12 protein-coding genes are annotated in these 20,723 nt (G+C 46.5%); 6 read left to right on the forward strand and 6 right to left on the reverse strand.

Annotated elements, in window-relative coordinates; translation table 11 throughout:
• Positions 1 to 52 precede the first annotated feature (52 nt).
• On the forward strand, positions 53 to 973 hold the full coding sequence (locus AC59GT_RS19235; RefSeq protein ID WP_497239160.1) for a DUF58 domain-containing protein: 921 nt from the start codon (positions 53 to 55) through the stop codon (positions 971 to 973).
• Between the two features lie 163 nt (positions 974 to 1,136).
• Entirely contained in the window at positions 1,137 to 2,606 is a 1,470-nt protein-coding gene (locus tag AC59GT_RS19240) for a glycoside hydrolase family 130 protein (RefSeq protein ID WP_497239161.1), read from the forward strand.
• Between the two features lie 121 nt (positions 2,607 to 2,727).
• Here AC59GT_RS19240 and AC59GT_RS19245 read toward each other — a convergent pair whose 3' ends face one another.
• The 4 genes from AC59GT_RS19245 to AC59GT_RS19260 all read right to left on the reverse strand — a co-directional run bounded on the left by AC59GT_RS19245 (position 2,728) and on the right by AC59GT_RS19260 (position 10,321).
• On the reverse strand, positions 2,728 to 5,475 hold the full coding sequence (locus tag AC59GT_RS19245; RefSeq protein ID WP_497239162.1) for a DUF5695 domain-containing protein: 2,748 nt from the start codon (positions 5,473 to 5,475) through the stop codon (positions 2,728 to 2,730).
• A gap of 128 nt (positions 5,476 to 5,603) precedes the next feature.
• Complete coding sequence (locus AC59GT_RS19250) at positions 5,604 to 6,608, reverse strand: glycosyltransferase family 4 protein (RefSeq protein ID WP_497239163.1); 1,005 nt, start codon at positions 6,606 to 6,608, stop codon at positions 5,604 to 5,606.
• Positions 6,605 to 8,890, reverse strand: coding sequence for a glycosyltransferase family 4 protein (locus AC59GT_RS19255; RefSeq protein ID WP_497239164.1), 2,286 nt, complete (start codon positions 8,888 to 8,890; stop codon positions 6,605 to 6,607). Before AC59GT_RS19255 ends, AC59GT_RS19250 begins: the two co-directional genes overlap by 4 nt.
• A gap of 231 nt (positions 8,891 to 9,121) precedes the next feature.
• Entirely contained in the window at positions 9,122 to 10,321 is a 1,200-nt protein-coding gene (locus tag AC59GT_RS19260; protein ID WP_497239165.1) for an aspartate aminotransferase family protein, read from the reverse strand.
• A gap of 401 nt (positions 10,322 to 10,722) precedes the next feature.
• Here AC59GT_RS19260 and AC59GT_RS19265 point away from each other — a divergent pair, with 401 nt between their 5' ends.
• Both AC59GT_RS19265 and AC59GT_RS19270 read left to right on the forward strand, forming a co-directional pair.
• Positions 10,723 to 13,665, forward strand: a complete 2,943-nt coding sequence (locus AC59GT_RS19265; RefSeq protein ID WP_497239166.1) for a leucine--tRNA ligase — start codon at positions 10,723 to 10,725, stop codon at positions 13,663 to 13,665.
• Between the two features lie 399 nt (positions 13,666 to 14,064).
• Positions 14,065 to 16,542, forward strand: a complete 2,478-nt coding sequence (locus AC59GT_RS19270; RefSeq protein ID WP_497239167.1) for a TonB-dependent receptor — start codon at positions 14,065 to 14,067, stop codon at positions 16,540 to 16,542.
• Between the two features lie 353 nt (positions 16,543 to 16,895).
• Here the strand turns inward: AC59GT_RS19270 and AC59GT_RS19275 are convergent, their stop codons facing one another.
• Entirely contained in the window at positions 16,896 to 18,692 is a 1,797-nt protein-coding gene (locus AC59GT_RS19275; protein ID WP_497239168.1) for a MutS-related protein, read from the reverse strand.
• Positions 18,693 to 18,761: 69 nt separating this feature from the next.
• On the opposite strand from AC59GT_RS19275, the gene rlmH reads away from it, so the two are divergent.
• Positions 18,762 to 19,235, forward strand: coding sequence for a 23S rRNA (pseudouridine(1915)-N(3))-methyltransferase RlmH (gene rlmH, locus AC59GT_RS19280; protein WP_497239169.1), 474 nt, complete (start codon positions 18,762 to 18,764; stop codon positions 19,233 to 19,235).
• Positions 19,236 to 19,318: 83 nt separating this feature from the next.
• Positions 19,319 to 19,807: a VOC family protein gene (locus tag AC59GT_RS19285; RefSeq protein WP_497239170.1), complete on the forward strand. Its 489-nt coding sequence runs from the start codon at positions 19,319 to 19,321 to the stop codon at positions 19,805 to 19,807.
• A gap of 3 nt (positions 19,808 to 19,810) precedes the next feature.
• On the opposite strand, the gene AC59GT_RS19290 is transcribed toward AC59GT_RS19285, so the two are convergent.
• Complete coding sequence (locus AC59GT_RS19290; protein ID WP_497239171.1) at positions 19,811 to 20,719, reverse strand: serine hydrolase; 909 nt, start codon at positions 20,717 to 20,719, stop codon at positions 19,811 to 19,813.
• Between the last annotated feature and the right edge of the window lie 4 nt (positions 20,720 to 20,723).

Raw genomic sequence — 20,723 nt, forward strand, 5'->3', positions numbered from 1 at the left:
ATAAGGTTGGTACGCTGACGTTAGCATAATAACAAATTTACTACCTTGGCATATGCCCCAGTTAAACACCAACCAGGAACTACGCCAGCTGGCCAACCTCGAGCTGCTTGCCCGGCAAGTGGTTGAAGGATTCATCACCGGGTTACACCAGAGCCCTTTTCATGGTTTTTCTGTTGAATTTGCCGAGCACCGCTTGTACAATAGCGGCGAGTCTGTAAAGAACATTGACTGGAAACTGCTGGCCCGCACCGATAAGCTTTTTGTAAAGCAGTTTGAAGAAGAGACCAATCTGCGCTGCTACCTGCTGTTGGATACCTCATCATCCATGAACTACCCTGAAGAGGGTTTGAGCAAGCTGCAATTTTCGGTGTATGCCATTGCCTCGCTGATGTATTTGTTTAAAAAGCAGCGGGATGCATTTGGTTTGTGTTTGTTCTCAGATCAGATGGATTGGATGAGCCCTGCGCGCTCTACATCGGCGCACCTGTTTTACCTGTACGCGCAACTGGAGCGTGCCTTTAACGAACCGCGAAAGAACGCACAAACAGGCATAGCTAAAGTACTGCACCATCTTGCGGGAGAGATCCACCAGCGATCAATGGTGATCTTGTTTAGCGATATGCTCGAGAATAGCCTGGATCCTAAGAAAATGCAGGATCTGTTTGCCGCCATTCAGCATCTTAAATACAAAAAGCACGAGGTAGTTATTTTCAACGTAACCAGCCGCAAACGCGAAGTTGACTTTGAATTTGACAATCGTCCGCATCACTTCGTGGACATAGAAACCGGCGAAGAAGTGCGGGTTCATCCTAATAATATACGCGACAGCTATAAGGCGCAATTACAGGAATACCGCCACCAGTTGCAGCTTAAATGTGCACAATACCATATTGATATTGTAGATGCTGATATTGAAGATGATTACACGCACATCCTGAAAACCTACCTGATAAAACGTAACCGCATGTTGTAACACTGCGCTGCCAATAAAAGTTTAAACACTTTTATTTGCTATTTATACTTAAATGTTAAAATTTGCCTGATTATTGCACATTGCTTTGAGCTGTTGCAAGTATTGTAAATTGCTCAAATCAATTTAGAAGAGCAGGTGTTATCAAATAAACTTTTTTTGCCGAATGAGACTTTCCATTGAACGAAAACCAGTACGAGTAAATCCGGATCCGAAGCGAGTAATAGCAAGGTTCTTTTTTAACGGTAACGACCGGGCCAAAGAGGTTTTGCAAAGGGTAATGAGTATTACAGAAGAGGTTGCATTCGGTATTGTATCGCCATTATTGCAGGAGTACTCTAAGCGCCATCGTAACATTACACGTGTTTTAAACAGGCATTGCAGTAAGTTAAAGCCTCTGTTTGAAGAGTTGGGTATCGATTTCGACACACTTTCTGTGAACCGTAAACTGCTCATCGGTTCTTATTTTACCCATGAGTACTCTATAGAATCTGCCGCGTTCTTTAATCCGTCCATTATAGAAGACCCTGACCAAACCGAATTAGAAGACGGGCAACGCCGTGTGATTATCAGCTTCAGGGCCGTAGGCGAGGGCCACATATCGTCCATTACCTTCCGTAGGGCGATGATTGATAAGTTTAATAACATTACGGTACAACCTGCTGGTAGCTATATAGACGAGGCCGAAATTGTGCGTAACGCGGTATATAACAAAAAACTATTTTTTGATAAGGCAGCTATCACCCGTATCGACATCGATATAATAAAAGAGCTGGAAGGCAAGCTCGACCACCATTTCGAATATTCAAACCTGCGCCGTATCATTCTCGATTCGCAAAAGCTGCAGGAGAATGATATGAAAAGGCTGGAATATGATAAGGTGCTTTGGTTGGCCGACTCTTATTACGAGATTGTATTCTCTCTCGATACCGACATTTCCGACCGCGTTATTTTCCCAATATCTGAGTACGAGCGTAAAGGTATAGAAGATGCCCGCTTTGTGCAGTTTGTGGATGACGACGGCGCTTCTGTTTACTATGCCACCTATACTGCTTACGACGGCGCGCTAATAATGCCAAAGTTGTTACAGACTACCGATTTCTACAACTTTAAAATAATGCCGCTTTATGGTGCAGGTGCGCAAAACAAAAACCTGGCGCTGTTCCCGCGTAAGGTGAACGGCAAGTACGTGATGATCTCGCGTATAGATGGTTGCAACAATTACATCATGTATTCCGACAAGATCAACATCTGGGAAAAGCCTGTACTGCTGCAGCAGCCAAAGTTTACCTGGGAGTTTGTACAGATAGGTAATTGCGGATCGCCGATTGAGACCAAGGACGGTTGGTTGGTAATTACCCATGGTGTGGGCCCTATGCGCCGCTATGTGCTGGGTGCCAGTTTGCTTAAACTGGATGATCCGGGTGTGGAGATAGGTCGTTTGAAAGAGCCTTTATTGATCCCTAATAGCGACGAGCGCGAAGGTTATGTGCCCAACGTTTTATACTCTTGCGGTGCTATTATCCATAACGATAAGCTGATTGTTCCTTACGGCGTATCCGATTCTTCTACCGCTTTTGCAGAGGTGGATCTCGATGAGTTGTTGAATAAGCTTAAATCAGACGGAATAGACTAGTAGAGCGTCTACTTTCTTTATACTCATATTCCTCAACCCTCTTTGCGCGCAGTGTAGAGAGGGTTGAGGAGCGATAGCGATGTCGGGGTGAGTCAGTTTGGCCAAAGAAAATCGCGAGAGCCTATAACAGGTTCACCGTAGTAACCGTCTTTTTTAACGGTATCACATACGCGGCGCGTTCTGTAGCATTGTTTAACTTGTATCGCTTGCCTTTTGCATCCTGGTGTATGCGCAGGTAGCCTTTGGGTGTATATACATCGGCAGCGTTAAGCGTTAGCGAAACTTTGCCGGTTGCCGGGTTAAAGCTTACGGCCTTAAAGGTGCCCGCGTCCAGCGTGAGCCAAAGCGTAAGCGGTGCTATAAACACGCGCTGGGCCGAAGCAGTGGTAATTTCCGTAACGATCATGCCGCCCTCCTTCTTTAGGTTACCGCCAAAAGCCAGCCAACCCAGGTTGTTATCGTTAGTGATGTACGTTGCCGAGTTTACCGCGTAGCCAAAGAAGTTTGGTCCGTAATCTCCCGACAGCCCGTCAATCTTTAGTGTAGACGGAAAGGAGTGGAACGCTGCCGGGCCAAAACCATCTTGTGTAATGTTAGATATTGACCCCATTAGTCCGCCATAGCCAACACGCAGCAGGTACAGATTATCCGGGTGTTTGCGATAGTCGCTTAACACCGGTATAGCGTTCAGACCCGAGCCGTAATGATGCAGTTGCCGCTCTATACGCGATAGCTTTCCCCCGTATAAAAAATCCCAGTAGCGGCGGGCCGAGCCGTTGTATCCCCAATGCGGCAAGGTAGGCATGTACCCCAGTATGGCGTTAATGGTCACCTGCGCCTTATCGTCAAACCCGAAGTATTGCGACCATAAGTAAACCTCTTCCTGCCCGGTAGAATCCCATGGCATTTCGCTGCCGAAAGGATACTTTAAAGTATGCCAATGGTCTGCGCGGGCACGCATCTCCTTTTCAAGCAACGCTGCCTTATCATCCCACTTCTCTGCTTTCAGGTCCATCAGCAATAAATAGAAAATCGTTCCTTCCATTTGGCCGAACTGAGCATAATAGGGCGCCTGTTTTACCATGGCCATCGCAGTTTCGTAGGAATTATTAAGGTACCATTGCCAATTCTGCTGCGTAACCAGGTTGGTGTGGTTTCGGGCCAGGCGGTACATAACCCAATGTGCCGCCGTAACATGCGGGTAATTGTACGACCGGCCTACATCATTAGCATCTTTATGGCTCCATGCTGCCCAGGTTTTCCAATTCAGGCTGTCGCTGTAAGTTCCTTTCGGTAACGAGTCCGGCTGATAGTAGAACACGCTTTTCTTAACTCCGTATTTTTGCGGACCGTCCGCATGCTGTATGTTGCCAAACAAGGTTTTATTTACAAACTCCTGTAGTTTGTCTATCTCGGTTTTGTCGGGCTGTACCAATTGTTTCATCATAGCGCCCAGCCAGCTGCCTGCGCCGCCTTCATCGCTTAGGCCTGCTATCCACACCCTGCTGTCCTGTGCCACCTGTTGCTTTTTATCATAGTCGTAAGTAATAGCCGACGGCACCCGGCCAAAAAGATCGTCCTTTTTATCAAACCACTGCTTGGTTGTTAAAAAGTGTCCGTAATCTTTCACCAGCTCGGCTTCAGGCTTTATTACTTTGTAGTTGATGGTTTGGCTTAGCCCATCGATATAGGTAATGGTTAGCCTTGCCCGTCCCCATTGCTTGCCACTAATTAAGTAGGCCTGGTACGCTGCATTTGCGGCCGTGTTAGGTGTGACTGCTAATGCACCTGCAGGTTCTACCTGCATCGACTTTACTTTTTTAACGTAATTTAAAAACAGCTTTGCCTCCGTATTTTGCGGAAGCACGTACCCCGGTATACCTACAGCAACCGGCCGATTGTTTGCAGCTAAAGTTTGTTCAATCGCCTTTATCGAGGGGGACAGCGTGAACTGCACGCCATATTCGCGGCTTTGCCCTGGCTTTAATATCACCGAGGTCGGCTTGTTCCATTGCTCGGCAGCTTTCCACTCGTTTTCCGCATAAGCTTTGCTGAACACCATCCACTCATGGAAACCTTCAAAATCTATCCCCTTCGGTGTAGGGTCATCCAGCAAGGGGTTATAAGCCTCAAATGGCGACTTACCCAAAGGGGTAACCAGCAACACCGGCCCGTTCCCGCTTAATCGGGTAACCTGCAGGTAGCCGGCATCTTTACCAATATAAGGATCGTAAAACACGTTTTTAGCGTGCGCCTGTTCCAGTTCTTCACCCTGTAAAATATTGTTGAATATCATGGGCATACCCAGTGCGCCGATTTCCACGTTCTGCTTGCCCGTATTTGTAAGTACAAACCGTAGCATGATATTGCCATTTACGACGTCCCAATAGCGTTTAATATTCACGGGGATATTGACTGGCAGGGTAGGTGAGAGGTCTGCTGCGGCAATAGTCTTAGGATCTTTTTTTGCAATCAGCAACACATCCGCCCGGTTGGCAGCGGTTGAATATCTTGTCCACACGGTATCTCCTTCTGCCTTAAGGCGCAGATTTATATCACCCAGATGGTACATGCCATTGCTGCTACGTTGCTTAAGGCGCCCGGACGGGGTATAATCGAAATCCTTTTCACCAACAGGTTCCAGAGCGGCTACGGTCTGAGACGCTTTTACCAGCTTTAAACGGAACTTAGAGGTATTAAAAGTTAGCTGCCCTTTGTCCAGGTTTAGGGTAGATGGCCTTTTCTCCAGGTTCTTCCACGGATCCTGCGCATGGCCTTGGTTGCTAAAGCTTAATAGCAGTGCAACGCTTAACAGGACGCATGTCCGTTTACAGGTGAAATAATATGGGGATAAAAAATTGTGCATCATACAGTCGCTGGTTGGCAACAGTAAATGTAAAGCATAAACAGGGCAAGAATTGATGTTTATTTCCCCGATTGTACCTATATATTATCCCTAAAAAATAAGTGAGTGGCTTTAAGCCCGGTAAGTTTGTCTTAACCCAATATCTGCTGATAAAGCTTAAAGTAATCTTCTGCCATTTTCTCTTTTGAAAATTTTGACTTCGCCCATTCAGCGCATTCTTGCCGGTTAATTGTGTCAAGCTGACCTATCACCTCTACCGCTTCATCTACATTATTTACCAAAAAGCCGGTTTTTTCATGTTTGATCAATTCCGGCATCGACCCTTTGTTGAACGCTATTACAGGTGTGCCGCAAAGCATGGATTCGGCTACGCTCATGCCAAATGGTTCTGCGAAGTTTATAGGGTGCAGCAATGCGAGGGCGTTTCCTAAAAGCTCGTTGCGTTTGTCAGGCCCTGCAGGGCCAATATATTGTATCTGGTCGCCAAAGTGGGGTTCTACGCGCTCTTTAAAATAATTCTCATCTTGTATGATGCCCGCAATAATTAATTTTTTGTTGGCTTTTTTTGCAATTTCTATAGCCTCCACCGGGCCTTTATCATGATGCAGGCGACCAAAGTAAAGCAGGTAATCTTCTGATTTCGGGCTAAACTTGAAATCTGCGGTATCCAAACCGTTATAAACAGTTGCTATGTACTCCAGTTCGGGGCTGCGGTCGGCATCACTAATGGATACATAGTGCCCGCGCTTGTTGTACTTTTTGTAAACCGGCACAATGCGCGGTGAAGAAAAACCGTGAATAGTGGTAATTACCGGTGTATCTATTAAGCCGGTGTAGGTAAGCGGCAGAAAGTCGAAATTGTTGTGGATAATGTCGAATTCGCCCGCTCTTTCCATTAGGTTGCTGATGTGCAGGCACTCTAGTACCTTGGCATCCTGCGTTCGGTCTTCCTCGTAACCCTTTTCACATACGGCTTCAAGCTTACCAGCGGTTATAGAATTACCGGTGGCAAAAAGCGTGACATCTACCCCAAGCTTAATTAAACCTTCGGCAATGTTTGATGCCACCTGTTCCCATGGCCCGTAATGCCTTGGCGGTGTACGCCAGGCAACGGGTGCTAGTATTGCAGCCTTCATAAGGTTATTAGCCCTTTGTTTGCTGAGTCGGCCTTGTTGTACTCGTACTCCAGTTCAAAAGCCTTAAGTACGGTAAGGTGCGATATTAAATAAGCCAATGTGCTCTCTGCACCCTGGTTACGGTTTATACCATCTGGCAGCAAGCCGTCGCAGCACCCTTTCGTTTCGTGGTCATAAAGTGGCGCGCGCAGTGTATTCTCGCCCAGGAACCATTTGTAGCTCAGGAACATCTTTTCTATGTACTGCGGCTTACGGAATATTCGGTAAGCCTGGAAATGCATCAGCACCATAGCCATGGTTTCTATCGCCTGCTGGTCAAACGTCGGGAAAGTACCGCCACGGTAGTACCAGCCATCATTACCAACCGGACTAAGATAGCCGTTAGATAAAGTAAGTTTATCAAGGAACGCCATAGTGGTGAGCGCCACTTTACGTACATTTTCGTCACCTGTTATCTCGCAGGAGTGCAGCAATGCAAGCGGCAGTATGGCATTATCATAGGTCATGCTTTCTTCAAACCATTCCCAATCATCAGAGCGGGTATTGTTATAAGCATCTATCATTGGTTGGGTTAAACGTTTTAGTTCAAAGATCATACCTTCATCTGAAGGATATACCTGCAGGTAAAGCGCTATACCAATAATGGTGTTAGCCATGCCCCTTATATAACGCAGTGCTTTAAAGTGCGGATAAGAGCGGTGGAACAGCTCTAGCGCAAATTCACGGTACGAGTTACTCGCCGGCGAACTGATCAAATGACCCAGCGCCCAAATGGTACGGCCAAAAGAGTCCTCGGTGCCAACTTCATCCAGGTAGCGCCTGTCAAAGCTCAGGAAGTTTCGGAAATTACCATCTTCCGTTTGCATGTAGTGTATATAGCTGAGGTAAATAGGTAGCAAGCGGTACGCTTCCTGGCTGCCGTTGCGCTGGTACGCCATAAGGGCCATTATAAGCGCACGGGCATTGTCATCAACGCAATAGCCCTCTTTAAGGTTAGGAATACCATATTTAGCATGTTGTACTATACCCGTATCATCTGTAAGGCGCAGAACGTGCGCCAGGTTAAATTTCGGCAGCACCTCTGGGTCAACAATACTGTTCTTCAATATTTTATCGCTGAAATCGTGGGTAGATGCAGCTTCTTCCGCTACTTTAATGTACTCAGACCCAATTACCGGGTAGCGCAGGTGCAGGCCATAGTCGTAAGCATTCTGCTTTAGTTCGGCCAGTGCCTCGTCGTCATCAAGCAACTCATTTACTATTGATGCCAGCGCTTCAGAGTTTTTGAAGTCAAATAAACGGCCGCGGTTCTCGTCAAGAAGTTCTGTTGCATGCCAGTATGGTGTAGACACTACTGCAGCGCCTGCTCCAACGGCATAAGATAATGTTCCGCTGGTTATCTGCGCTTCGTTGAGATACGGTGTTACGTAAACCTCACATGCGGTAAGGTAATCCATCAGCTCATCTTCACTCACAAATTTGTTTATAAAACTAAGGTGCTGAGATACCTTTAACTGTGCAGCAAGGTTTTTAAGATAGTCGCGGTATTCTTCACCTGAGTTCTTGATAACGCCTGGATGCGTGTTACCCAATATCACGTACATCACATCCGGGTGCTTAGCTACTATCTGCGGAAGTGCTTTTACAACCGTTTCCAATCCTTTATTGCGGCTTAATAAGCCAAAAGTGAGCAATACACGGTGGTTTTTAAAAGGAGTGAGATTTTTAACCGGATTGTTTGACTGTGCTTCCAGATCGGGAACGCCATGTTCTATGATCTGAATCTTCTCGGCAGGAATATCATAAATGGTGGTCAGGAACTCAACCGCCCGCTTGCTCATCACTACTATCTTAGACGACTGCTCGGCTATCTCGCGTATGATAATGCGTTGCACATAGCTGGGATCTTTAAGAACAGTATGCAGGATAGATATTAGCGGTTTTTCTAAACGGTTGATAAGCGGCAATACATATATACCGCTTTCGCCGCCATAAATGCCAAACTCGTGCTCCAGTATAACCGCGTCGACTGTGCTGGTGTTAATGTAGTTTGCCGCGCGGATATAATCTTTTTGGTGGTTTTGGCGGATAACGTACTTCACGTCTTCCGGATACTCGTACGCCTGAACATCTTCGGAATCGTTAAGGGCTACAACATAGCCGCCTTCCAGTAGCGATTTACGCTCGGGAAAGTTGGCGTTTATAGCACCCATTAAGTTCTGGTTAAATGTGGCAAGACCGCATTCGCGGGGAGGATAGGTTGATATATAAGCAATTTTCATAGGTAGCTGTAGAGGCAATAAATATGTTAATGTGATAAAGAGAACAACGCTGACCGGAAAACTATGCACCAGTGCACTTTAAACAGGTATTTTAAGGCTCAGTAAGCATGGTTTACCACGGATGCTACACCTAGTGCATAAACTATACCAACTTAGCTGCTGTAAGTTAGGCGTTAGGTTAATTTACGCTGAGGTTACTATTGCAAATGCAAAGAATATTGCCGTTGCGATTCAGGCTTTCGTAGTGGTATGATAATCAATAGCTTCTACTATAATGCTGCACGCAAAAGTTATTTGCTCTTCAGTAATAATAAGAGGCGGCGCTATGCGCATAGAATTGCTGCAATGCAGGAACCAGTCAGTTATTACACCATTTTCTATACAGCGGTCGATTATTTTTTTGTTCAGTTCAAAGCTTTCAAACTCGGCGGCCAGCATTAGTCCCTTGCCCCGAACGCCTTTTATAGCCGGATGCACCAGCAACTCGCGAAACAGCGCTTCTTTTGCGGGTACCTGCTCCATCAATTGTTCGTTGAGTAATACTTCCAGAGCAGCCAAACCTGCTGCGCAGCATACTGGGTGACCGCCGAAGGTGGTGATATGCCCAAGAATAGGGTTCTCCTTAAAGGCTGACATTACACTGTTATCTGCCGCAAACGCACCTACCGGCATGCCGCCGCCAAGTGCTTTAGCCAGCAGCAGTATATCCGGTTGAATACCAAAGTGCTCAAAGGCGAACAGCTTACCTGTACGGCCGAACGCGGCTTGTATCTCATCCAATATCAGCAGCGTGCCGGTTTCGGTACAGCGTTGGCGCAGCGCCTGCATATAGGTTATGTCCGGTACGCGGACACCCGCTTCGCCCTGTATGGTCTCCAGGATCACACACGCTGTTTGCGTGGTGATTAGCTCAAGGTCAGCGGGTTCGTTGAAGCGAATGAATGACACGCCCGGCAATAGCGGACGGTATGCCTGTTTAAATTCCTCGTTACCCATTACACTTAGCGCAGCGTGTGTGCTGCCGTGGTAAGAGTTATGGCAGGCGACTATTTGTTGCCTGCCTGTATAGCGTTTGGCCAGCTTTAACGCGCCTTCCACAGCTTCCGATCCGGAGTTGGTGAAGTAGACAGAATTTAGGCTCTCCGGCAGTATGGATACCAGCTTTTCCGCAAAGCGTACCTGCGGTGTTTGTACATATTCGCCGTACACCATCAGGTGCATGTATTTATCTACCTGATCCTTTATCGCGCTGATAACATGCGGGTTGCTGTGCCCGAGATTGCTTACGCCTATGCCGGAGATCAGATCGGTAAAGGGCTTGCCTGCCGTATCGTACATGTACACGCCTTCCGCGCGTTCAAACTCCAAAAGGAGTGGGAAGTGCGTTGTTTGCGCGTTGTTGTTGAGGAATAGCTGGCGAAGAGTAAGCATGCTGCAAAGGTACTAAAGTTTACTCACCCCCTGCCCCCTCTCTGCTACGCAAGAGGGGATAATGGACATGATATTATTTATTGCCCTCTATGCACTCAGCTGAGAGATGGTCGACGAGCGATAGCGATGTCGGGGTGAGCCGGCCGCGTTAGGGATGGCAGCGGATACCGGCCTGTGGCTAAGGCCTGCAGGCATATGAGCGAACAGCCCGGGCCAAAGGCAACGCCCAGTCTGAATCGGGATTTTCAGAATTAAAGAATTAACAGGATTTCAAAAACGGTCTGTACAGTTTTAACTTCCCTGCAACTGCTCGTACAACTCCACTCACCACTCCCTCAATTAACTACCAAATTAATCGTCGTTTTTCGTATTTTCGCCCCCTCATACGCGTAAACACAATTATGGATTATCAATTTAAGGATATAGAAAAAAAGTGGCAAAAGTTTTGGGCCGATAACAACACCTTCCGTGCCGAGAACAAAACCAACAAACCCAAGTACTACGTGCTGGATATGTTCCCTTACCCAAGCGGGGCAGGGCTGCATGTGGGCCACCCGCTGGGCTATATCGCTTCTGATATTTTTGCGCGTTACAAACGCCTGCGAGGGTACAACGTGCTGCACCCAATGGGTTACGATAGCTTTGGCTTGCCGGCCGAGCAATATGCTATACAAACCGGGCAGCACCCTGCTGTAACTACCGAGGCTAATATTGCTACTTACCGCCGCCAGCTGGACCAGATAGGTTTTTCCTTCGACTGGAGCCGCGAGGTGCGCACCAGTTCGCCAGACTATTACAAGTGGACGCAGTGGATCTTCATGCAGCTGTTTAACAGCTGGTATAATAAGGATGCAGACAAAGCCGAAAGCATTGCCAAACTGGTAGAGCATTTCGAAGCCAACGGATCCAAAGGTGTGAACGCCGTGTGTGATGATGATGTAGCAATCTTTACTGCTGATGAGTGGAAAGCACTTAGCAGCCGTAAGCAGCAGGAAGAATTGTTAAAATACCGCCTTACTTACCTGCGCGAAAGCACTGTTAACTGGTGCGCCGCCCTGGGTACGGTATTGGCTAATGACGAAGTGAAGGATGGCTTTAGCGAGCGCGGCGGTTACCCTGTTGAGCAAAAGAAAATGATGCAGTGGAGCATGCGCATTACCGCTTATGCGCAACGCCTGCTGGATGGTTTGGATACTATTGACTGGCCAGAACCGCTGAAAGAAATGCAGCGGAACTGGATAGGCCGCAGCGTAGGGGCCAGCGTAAAGTTCCCGCTGGAAAAAGAACTGCCTGAAGCAAAGTATATAGAGGTTTTCACTACCCGTGTAGACACCATTTTTGGTGTGACCTGCATGGTGGTAGCGCCCGAAAACGAATTGGTCCCCGCATTAACCACTGCTGAACAAAAAGCTAATATTGACGCTTACATCGCTCAGACCAAAAAGAAAAGCGAGCTGGACCGCATGGCCGACACCAAAACGGTAAGCGGCGCATTTACAGGTAGCTATGTACTAAATCCGCTTAATGGCGACAGGATACCGGTTTGGATAGCCGATTACGTGTTAGCGGGCTATGGTACAGGTGCGGTGATGGCTGTACCAAGTGGCGACCAGCGCGACTACCTTTTTGCCAAACATTTCAATTTGCCCATAATCCCGATCATCGACATACAAAATATTGAGACTGAGGCTGACCCAACCAAGGAAGGTAAATACATCAACAGCGACTTTATTAATGGTATGGGCTACAAAGATGCTACTGCCGCTGTAGTGGCGCGTCTGGAAGAGTTGGGGTTGGGTAAAGCCAAGATAAACTACCGTATGCGCGACGCCATATTTGGCCGCCAGCGCTACTGGGGCGAACCGGTACCGGTTTATTTTAAAGACGGTTTGCCTTACCTCATCAGCGAAAATGAATTGCCTTTATTGCTGCCTGAGATAGACAAGTACCTGCCAACAGAAACCGGTGAACCACCGCTAGGACGGGCTACCGGTTGGAAGCACCCTCAGGGGGAATACGAGCTTTCTACTATGCCAGGCTGGGCGGGCAGCAGCTGGTACTGGTACCGTTATATGGATGCCGACAATCAAAAAGAGTTTGCTTCTAAAGAAGCTATTGAATACTGGAAAGCAGTGGATTTATATATTGGCGGCAGCGAACACGCTACCGGACACCTGTTGTACAGCCGTTTTTGGAACAAGTTCCTGAAAGACCTTGGTTTGGTGGTTGAAGAAGAGCCTTTTAAAAAGCTTATTAACCAGGGTATGATACAGGGCAGGAGTAACTTTGTGTACCGAATAGTTCTTGTCGGTGAAGACTTAAAGACAACTGTATATTTCTTGTCAAAAAAACAAGCAGATCGTTTCCAACAGCAACTTACCAATCCTTACGCACTTCTTGATGAATGGAAGATTGATTATGAGGATAATTATGGTCAGAAAAAGAAAGTCACCTTCGGTTCTCAACATGTAGACGTTAATTTCGTAAACAATGATGTTTTAAACATTGAGAGGTTTAGAAACTGGAGAGACGAGTTCAACAACGCTGTCTTGATTCTCGAGGATGGCTCTATATCCTATCCGTACAATAAAGTCTCTCCTACCGGGGGAGATTTAGAGGGGACTAAAGGGGTTTATGTTTGCGGCGTAGAGATCGAGAAGATGTCTAAATCTAAGTTCAACGTGGTAAATCCGGATGACCTGATAGAACGTTACGGTGCTGATACCCTGCGTATGTACGAAATGTTCCTGGGCCCGCTGGAGCAGAGCAAGCCATGGAACACCAACGGTATAGAAGGTGTATTTAAGTTCTTGCGTAAGTTCTGGAGGTTGTTCCACGATAACGACTGGAACTTTAACGTAAGCAATGCCGAACCTACCAAAGCCGAGCTAAAGACATTGCATAAGATCATCAGGAAGGTAGAGGAAGATATAGAACGCTTCTCGTTCAATACTTCGGTTTCCAGCTTTATGATCGCGGTAAACGAATTGACCGACCTTAAGTGTAACAAACGCGCCATACTGCAAAACCTCGTTATCATACTGGAGCCTTATGCACCGCACATCTGCGAAGAACTTTGGGTGTTGCTGGGCAACCCTGCCGGCAGCATATCTTACGCGGCTTACCCGGAATTTAAAGCTGAGTACCTGGTAGAGGACGAGTTTAGCTATCCTATATCTATCAACGGAAAGATGAAGACCAACATCAGCATCCCGCTCAGCCTTGACGTAAAAGAGGTGGAAGCGTTTGTGCTGGCCAGTGCAGACGTGCAAAAATACCTCGACGGTAAAACACCTAAAAAGGTTATTGTAGTTAAGGGCCGGATAGTGAATATGGTGGTGTAAACCCAACTCACCCCGACGTTCTTCGCCGTCGACCATCTATCCGCTTCGCGCAAAGATGGTAAGAAAAAAGAAATTAAAATCACCACATAACAGCACCCCCTCTTTCCACGAAGTGGAGAGAGGGGGCAGGGGGGTGAGTCGGCTCGCAAAGCGATCGCGGATCAACTCACCCCGACGTGCTTCGCCGTCGACCCTCACTCCGCTTTGCGCAAAGAGGGTTAAAAAAGGTTGATAAAAAACATCTATTGATAGCACCCCCTCTTTCCACAAAGTGGAGAAAGAGGCAGGGGGGTGAGTTAGTGTAACATATACATTACAGTTATAACTATTTTACAAAAAAGGGAAATTACCCTGTAACATTTTAGGCAATTTCGCCTCAAAGTACCAAAATCAATAAATATGAGACGTATAATTTTACTTTTAATAATATTCTGTGCTTCAATAACAGCCAAAGCGCAATTCGGCGTTGGTGGCGGTGGCTCCGGTATTAAAGGAAAGATAAGCGGTACCATCGTCGACTCGCTTACCAAAAAGCCGGTTGACTATGCTACTATCAGCCTTTTCAGCAGCAAAGGCACCGTGCCAAAGAATGGTGTACTTACCGATGACAAGGGTAAGTTTTCTTTCGACAACCTAAGCACCGGCAACTACAAAATTGTAGTTTCTTTCCTGGGTTACCAATCAAAAACTATTGACCCGATTACCACTACAGCCGGCAAGCCCGACTTTAACCTGGGTAACATTATCTTGTCGCCTAGCGCACGCGCTTTAAAAGAAGTACAGGTGGTTGGTCAGCAGGCAATCATCGAAAACAAGATTGACAAGATTGTTTACAATGCCGAAAAGGACCTCACCGCGGCAGGTGGTACCGCTACCGATTTGTTGTCTAAAGTGCCATTGGTATCTGTAGACATTAACGGTAACGTATCTGTACGTGGCGACCAGAACGTACGTGTGCTGATCAATGGTAAGCCATCAGGTGCTACTTCGGCCAGCTTAAGCGACGTATTAAAGTCTATCCCGGCAAGCCAGATCAAGAACATCGAGGTGATCACCTCTCCGTCTGCAAAGTACGATGCAGAAGGTTCCGCTGGTATCATCAACATTGTTACCAAGCAATCAAACGTATCAGGCTTCAGCGGTGGTATCAACACTGCAGTGGGTACCCGCCAAAACAACGGTAACGCCAACCTCGCCTATAACAAGAACAGGTTTAACCTTAATGCCAACATTGGTGGTAACGCGTCATGGCCACAAACATCTAAAACGGATTTCAGGCAGTATTTTGGTACAGGAGCTAATATAGATTCGGTAATTACAACCGGCGAAAGCAGGTTGAAAAGACATGCATTGGTAGGCTCGGTAGGTGCCGGTTACCAGTTCAACGGTTTTAATAGTATTAATACCACCTTCAAATTTAACCAGATCAGGTTTGCTACTGAAGGGTTTAGTAATACCATGTCCAACGCTCCTTACTCTGTAAACAGCAATAACAACAACCAAATTAATGGTTTTGACTGGAACCTGGATTACACGCATAAGTTCAAAAAAGAGGGCCACGAACTTAGCCTGTCTACACAGTGGAGTCACAATACCGGTCTTACAGATTATACGAACGATTACAGCGCCGTTTATGCCGATGTAAAGAACAACATTGATGGTAAGAACAACGAGTACACTCTCCAGGCGGATTATACCCTGCCAATCAATAAAACGTTCAAGTTAGAAGCCGGTGGTAAATCTATCTTTCGCAGGTTAAACAGTGTTTCGGACTATTATAACTTTAATGGTGGCAACCTGGTACTTAACGACTCGTTGACTAACCAGTACAACTATGATCAAAACGTGTTTGCAGGTTACGGTGTGCTGACCACCACCCTTACAAAGGGATGGTCGGTATTAACAGGTTTGCGTTTAGAAAATACTGACATTACCGGTGAGCCGATCAGCACTACGCAATCGCTTACTCCATTTAATCAAAATTATAATACCTGGATCCCGAGCTTAACTATCCAGAAAAAGGTAAATGCAACCAATACGCTGAAGTTATCTTACTCTAAGCGTATTACCCGCCCAAGCCTGCAGTTCCTGAACCCGTTCCAGAACAGGAGCAATCCGCAAAACTTCCAGCAAGGTAACCCCGAGCTTAGTCCGGAAGTATCGCAAACCATTGAACTGGGTTTGAACAGCTTTATCAAAACATCTATCTTAAATCTGTCAGTGTACTATAAACGTACTTCCGGTTTAATTGAAGGTATATCTGATACCCTTACGTTTAACAACAGGCTGATCACCAATACCGTTTTCCAGAACGTGGGTAACAACAATTCCTTTGGCGGTAGTTTCTTTGGTACCATCAACCCAATAAAAGCTATTACCATAATAGGTAGTATTAACGCTTACACCTACAAGCCCGATCCTACAGGCAGGTTTATAGCGCAGCAGAGCCAGAACGGAACTTATATCCAATATAACGGCTTCCTGCGTGCAACTGCAACATTGCCAAAAAGCTTCCTGTTAGAGGCGTTTGCATTTGGCAGCGGAGCGCGCCGTACCATACAAGGCCAGCAACCTGCGTTCAGCATCCTTGGTTTTGGTGCACGCAGGCAGTTCATGCAAAAGAAAATGTCAGTCGGCCTGAACGTACTTAACCCTTTCTCGGAGTACAAAAACTTCAGGTCTAGCACTACAAGCCCTGGCTTTAGCCAGAGAAGCAATTTTGCATTGCCTTTCCGTTCATACGGCATCACATTTAGCTACAGCTTTGGTAAGTTAAACTTTAGCGGTCAGCAGCCTAAAAAAGGCGTTAACAACGACGACCTTAAACAAGGCGACCAGGGCGGCATGGGCGGCGGCGCACCAGCCGGCGGCAGATAATCTGTGCCAACAATATCATCTTCACAAGAAAGCCTCCCGAATGGGGGGCTTTCTTTGTTTTGTGGGGTTTGCAACCAATAACCGGGTTTATTTATCGGGTGCCTCGGTAAACAACAAGTATGGCTGTTATACAGACGGCGTCGCAATAAAACCGCCGCTCGCACGCTGCTCATGCCTGCAGCATAATGCTGTAACATCAGGTAAAAATTGCAAAAAAACTGTAACATGGTTCCAAAAACTGTAACATGTTCAAACATCTAAATTCTGTAATAACCTATTAAACAGATCGTTTGTTAATTTCACTCTGAAAAAAGTGTAACAGGTGTAACACCCTTTTTAGTGTTACAGTATGTTTAGAAGTTTATGCCTATGCGCTTAAGTAGGAGTGACGCATTAAAGGTTTTGCATTCGCCGTGCTTCAGCTTATAGTCGAACAGCATTTCGCCTTCCTGCACCTGTATATCAAAGTAGTAGTTGCGGACGTATTTGGGGTAGGTGTCTTCTAACCGCGCTATTTGCAGGTCGTGCGTAGCCACCATGCCCACACCCTTCTTACTGATGAGCTGCTCTATAACTGCTTTAGAGCCCAGGTATTTGTCAACAGAGTTGGTACCACGCAGCATTTCATCAATCAGGAAGAACACGTGATTCTCATTCTCTACAGCGGCAAGCAGCATTTGCAGGCGGTCGAGCTCGGCCTTAAAGGTAGAGGTGCTTTCGTTAAGGGAGTCCTTTATGCGCATATAAGTAACCACCCGTATCACCGAAACGCGCATAGCGGTAGCATACACCGGTGCGCCTGCCAGCGCAAGTACCGTATTAATCCCGATGGTGCGCAGGAAGGTGCTCTTGCCGGCCATGTTGCTGCCGGTGATAATATCGATGCTGAAGCTGTTATTCAGCTCGTAATCATTCGCCACCGGGTTAGTGCGGATAAGCGGGTGAGCTATGTTTGTAGCCGTTAAAGTATAACCATCGCCTTCGACTATCTCGGGGTAAGCCCACGTTGGATAATTAGTAGCTAACGATGACAGGCTGATGAGAGCCTCAAACTCGGCAATTACGTCAAAGGCTTCTTCCACGTATTTGCAGTTAGCGCGCTTCCAGTTCTCAATAGCAATAATCTGGCGGATATCCCACAGCAGGAAAGCGTTGAGTATAACGCCTACAATCATGTTTAAATGATAGTTGAGCTTATTGATGAGGTTGGACAGCTCTTTAATGTTCGCTGATGTTTGGTTTGCCTTGAGCTTCTGCGTCAGCCCGGCATTTAGCTCCGCCGACCAGTTTTGGGATTCTATTTTATTGAAAGCTGCAGCATAATTCTCCAGTGTCTTGCCAATCTTATCTGCCACTACATCCGCCTTGCGGATGTAGGCAGCTTTGGAAAATACCACACCCAGGTTAACCAACGCAATTAATATAGCAATTCCCTTTGCTACCGGGTAAAACAGAGTTACAACAATGGCAGCCGCCAGCAACCAAGGGGCAATTGCGGCGTATCTGCTTAATCCTTTTTCACCGGGCATGCTTAGCGGTAGGTGCAGGAACTTGAAAAGGTTTGTTAATCTGTTAGGTTCTTCACCATTAGCGAATAGGAGCAGGGCTTGTGTTTCCATCTTCCAATCGCGATTGGAGCTGATCTCCCGGACAGCCGCCTGCCGCTGCAAAACGGTTGCTTTATTTGCAGGCGACTTTAGCCACATCGCAAGTTTGTAATTGCCCGTAGATGTTGCCGAGCGATTTACTAGCTGGTAAAGCGATGATGGTCCGAAGATGTCCAGGTCTGAGGTATAAAAGTGTTTGTCGTTGCTATGCTGATCGCCGTTGTTGTACAGGTTAGCGCCTGAAGTTATGCTGTCCAGTTCATTACGGTTTACTGTCTGAAGGTTTAAATAGTAGTTGCGCTGGCGTTCGTATTCACCCTGTCGTGCAACCAGCCAGGCAAATGCAGTAAGTAAAAATACAAATGCTGCTGTAAGCACCACAAAGCTTTCTAGGGTGATGGTCAAATAGATTGCAAATACCATTAGCGCGAATACGCCTAACCGCAGCAGCGAATAGGTGTTCGCCAGCTTTTTATATTTTGCAGCTTCGTTACCTGCATTGTTTGCGGCTTGCTGATATACGTTTAAAATATCCTGTTCCATCAATAGTTATATTTGGATAGCTTTGTAACGTCTCAATTTTACAATAAATAGCTAACATTTCTGCGCGAAATGAAGATCACTTTTATAACCGTCGGCAAAACCGAAGATGCTTACCTTAAAGATGGTATAGACAAATATGTTAAACGGTTAAAACATTATACTAAGCTGGAGCTGATAGACTTGCCCGAGCTAAAGAATACGAAGGCGCTTACCGAAGAACAGCAGAAAGCCAAAGAAGCGGAGCTGATACTAAAAAAGGTGAATGCAACCGACCATCTTATATTGCTTGATGAAGCGGGGCAGGAGTTCACTTCCGTGCAGTTTGCCAACTATTTGAATAAACGCGCGGTATCATCATCGGCAAACCTGGTGTTTGTGGTGGGCGGTCCTTACGGGTTTGATGGGTCTGTTTATCAGCGGGCGAACGACAAACTATCTTTAAGCAGAATGACCTTCTCGCATCAAATGGTAAGGTTGTTTTTTGTTGAACAATTGTACAGAGCTTACACCATCATCAAAGGAGAGCCATATCATCATCAATAATAAATGTTTAAACATTTATTTACATACGTATTGCAGTTTTTGGGTGGGTAAACATCTACCTTTATATTGTTAAAACAATAACAATGAGCGATTATAAAATTCCGGCACAAACCCGTATCGGCCATGTACATTTAAAAGTAAGCGATCTGCAGAGGTCAATGGCTTTTTATTCCGATCTGCTTGGTTTTGAATTGGTGACGATGTATGGCGACCAGGCCGCATTTATATCAGCCGGCGGTTATCACCACCATATCGGACTAAATACCTGGCATAGCAAAGGTGCAGGTCCTGCTCCTGAGCGTGCGCCAGGATTATATCATACGGCAATTCTTTATCCTGAACGAAAGGACCTCGCTGCAATTTTACAGCGGCTGATAGACGCACGTTACCCGCTCACAGGCGCTTCAGATCACGGTGTATCGGAAGCCTTATACCTGGATGATCCGGATGGAAACGGTGTTGAACTTTATTGGGATCGCCCGAGGGATCAATGGCCTCTGGATGATGCAGGTAACCTCACTATGTATACACGCCGGCTTGATGCAGAAGGGCTGCTTGCGGAGCTGAAGTAGCGGCTACTCGTTTAACATATACTTGTCTACTCCGGGCGCTGGTTTCCAAACGCTTTTTGGCTCGAAGTAATGCCACAACATAGCTGATATTTTCTTGATGAGCAGTGATGCCTCGTTGTCAGCCGTCCAGCGCTGGTCGGTATTGTTTTTTGTTGTGATAGAAAAAACATAGTCACCATGAGGTGCATTCACCAAAACGGTTTCAGATTTCGCGTCATCAACAGCTCCTTGTTTTGAGATTGCCTGTACATAGGGCGGTATTTGCGACAAGGCTTTTTCGTCCCAATAAATACGGTTTAACGTACGGTACATACGCTCGCTTGCTGCCTGGCTAACTGCCTGGCCGTCGCGTATCATGGTAAACAGCTTGCACATTTCGCACGGAGTTGTTACACCCCAGCCATACCGCTTTTGCATTGCTTCGCGGCCGGGTACGCGCGAGTTTACCCGCATACTTTTAAATCCGTTGCTGTCCAGCCAGTTATTGATGTGCTGACCAGTCACCAGTTTTTGCAGCCATAAGCTTGCGGTGTTATCGCTCATGGTGATCATCAGCATGGTAACTTTGCTCAGCATTATGGTGTCTTTGTCTTTAAATGACCCGAGGATATCCTCACCGGCATATAAAAGGGAATCCCGATAGGCAAGTTTCTGATTATATTTAAGTTCACCGTGTTCTATTTTATCCATCACGCCGGCCAGTATGCTTACCTTAATCATGCTTGCCGTAGGAAAAAGAGTATCTGGGTTTATACCCGCAGTTTTGCCCGTTTTTAAGTTATGCACGTAAATGCCTGCCTGCCCGTGAAAACCTGCTACTGCTTCTTTAAGCTTAGCGGTGAGTTTTTCATCGGTTTGCGCATAGATGATTGATGGTGCCGCCAGCAGCAGCAAGACAAGTATTTTCTTCATTATA

This window comes from Mucilaginibacter sp. 320_HR (genome assembly GCF_059691875.1).

Coding starts and splice junctions, on each gene's coding strand:
- AC59GT_RS19235 (WP_497239160.1), top strand. CDS start 53: ATGCCCCAGTTAAACACCAACCAGGAACTACGCCAGCTGGCCAACCTC.
- AC59GT_RS19240 (WP_497239161.1), top strand. CDS start 1,137: ATGAGACTTTCCATTGAACGAAAACCAGTACGAGTAAATCCGGATCCG.
- AC59GT_RS19245 (WP_497239162.1), bottom strand. CDS start 5,475: ATGATGCACAATTTTTTATCCCCATATTATTTCACCTGTAAACGGACA.
- AC59GT_RS19250 (WP_497239163.1), bottom strand. CDS start 6,608: ATGAAGGCTGCAATACTAGCACCCGTTGCCTGGCGTACACCGCCAAGG.
- AC59GT_RS19255 (WP_497239164.1), bottom strand. CDS start 8,890: ATGAAAATTGCTTATATATCAACCTATCCTCCCCGCGAATGCGGTCTT.
- AC59GT_RS19260 (WP_497239165.1), bottom strand. CDS start 10,321: ATGCTTACTCTTCGCCAGCTATTCCTCAACAACAACGCGCAAACAACG.
- AC59GT_RS19265 (WP_497239166.1), top strand. CDS start 10,723: ATGGATTATCAATTTAAGGATATAGAAAAAAAGTGGCAAAAGTTTTGG.
- AC59GT_RS19270 (WP_497239167.1), top strand. CDS start 14,065: ATGAGACGTATAATTTTACTTTTAATAATATTCTGTGCTTCAATAACA.
- AC59GT_RS19275 (WP_497239168.1), bottom strand. CDS start 18,692: ATGGAACAGGATATTTTAAACGTATATCAGCAAGCCGCAAACAATGCA.
- rlmH (WP_497239169.1), top strand. CDS start 18,762: ATGAAGATCACTTTTATAACCGTCGGCAAAACCGAAGATGCTTACCTT.
- AC59GT_RS19285 (WP_497239170.1), top strand. CDS start 19,319: ATGAGCGATTATAAAATTCCGGCACAAACCCGTATCGGCCATGTACAT.
- AC59GT_RS19290 (WP_497239171.1), bottom strand. CDS start 20,719: ATGAAGAAAATACTTGTCTTGCTGCTGCTGGCGGCACCATCAATCATC.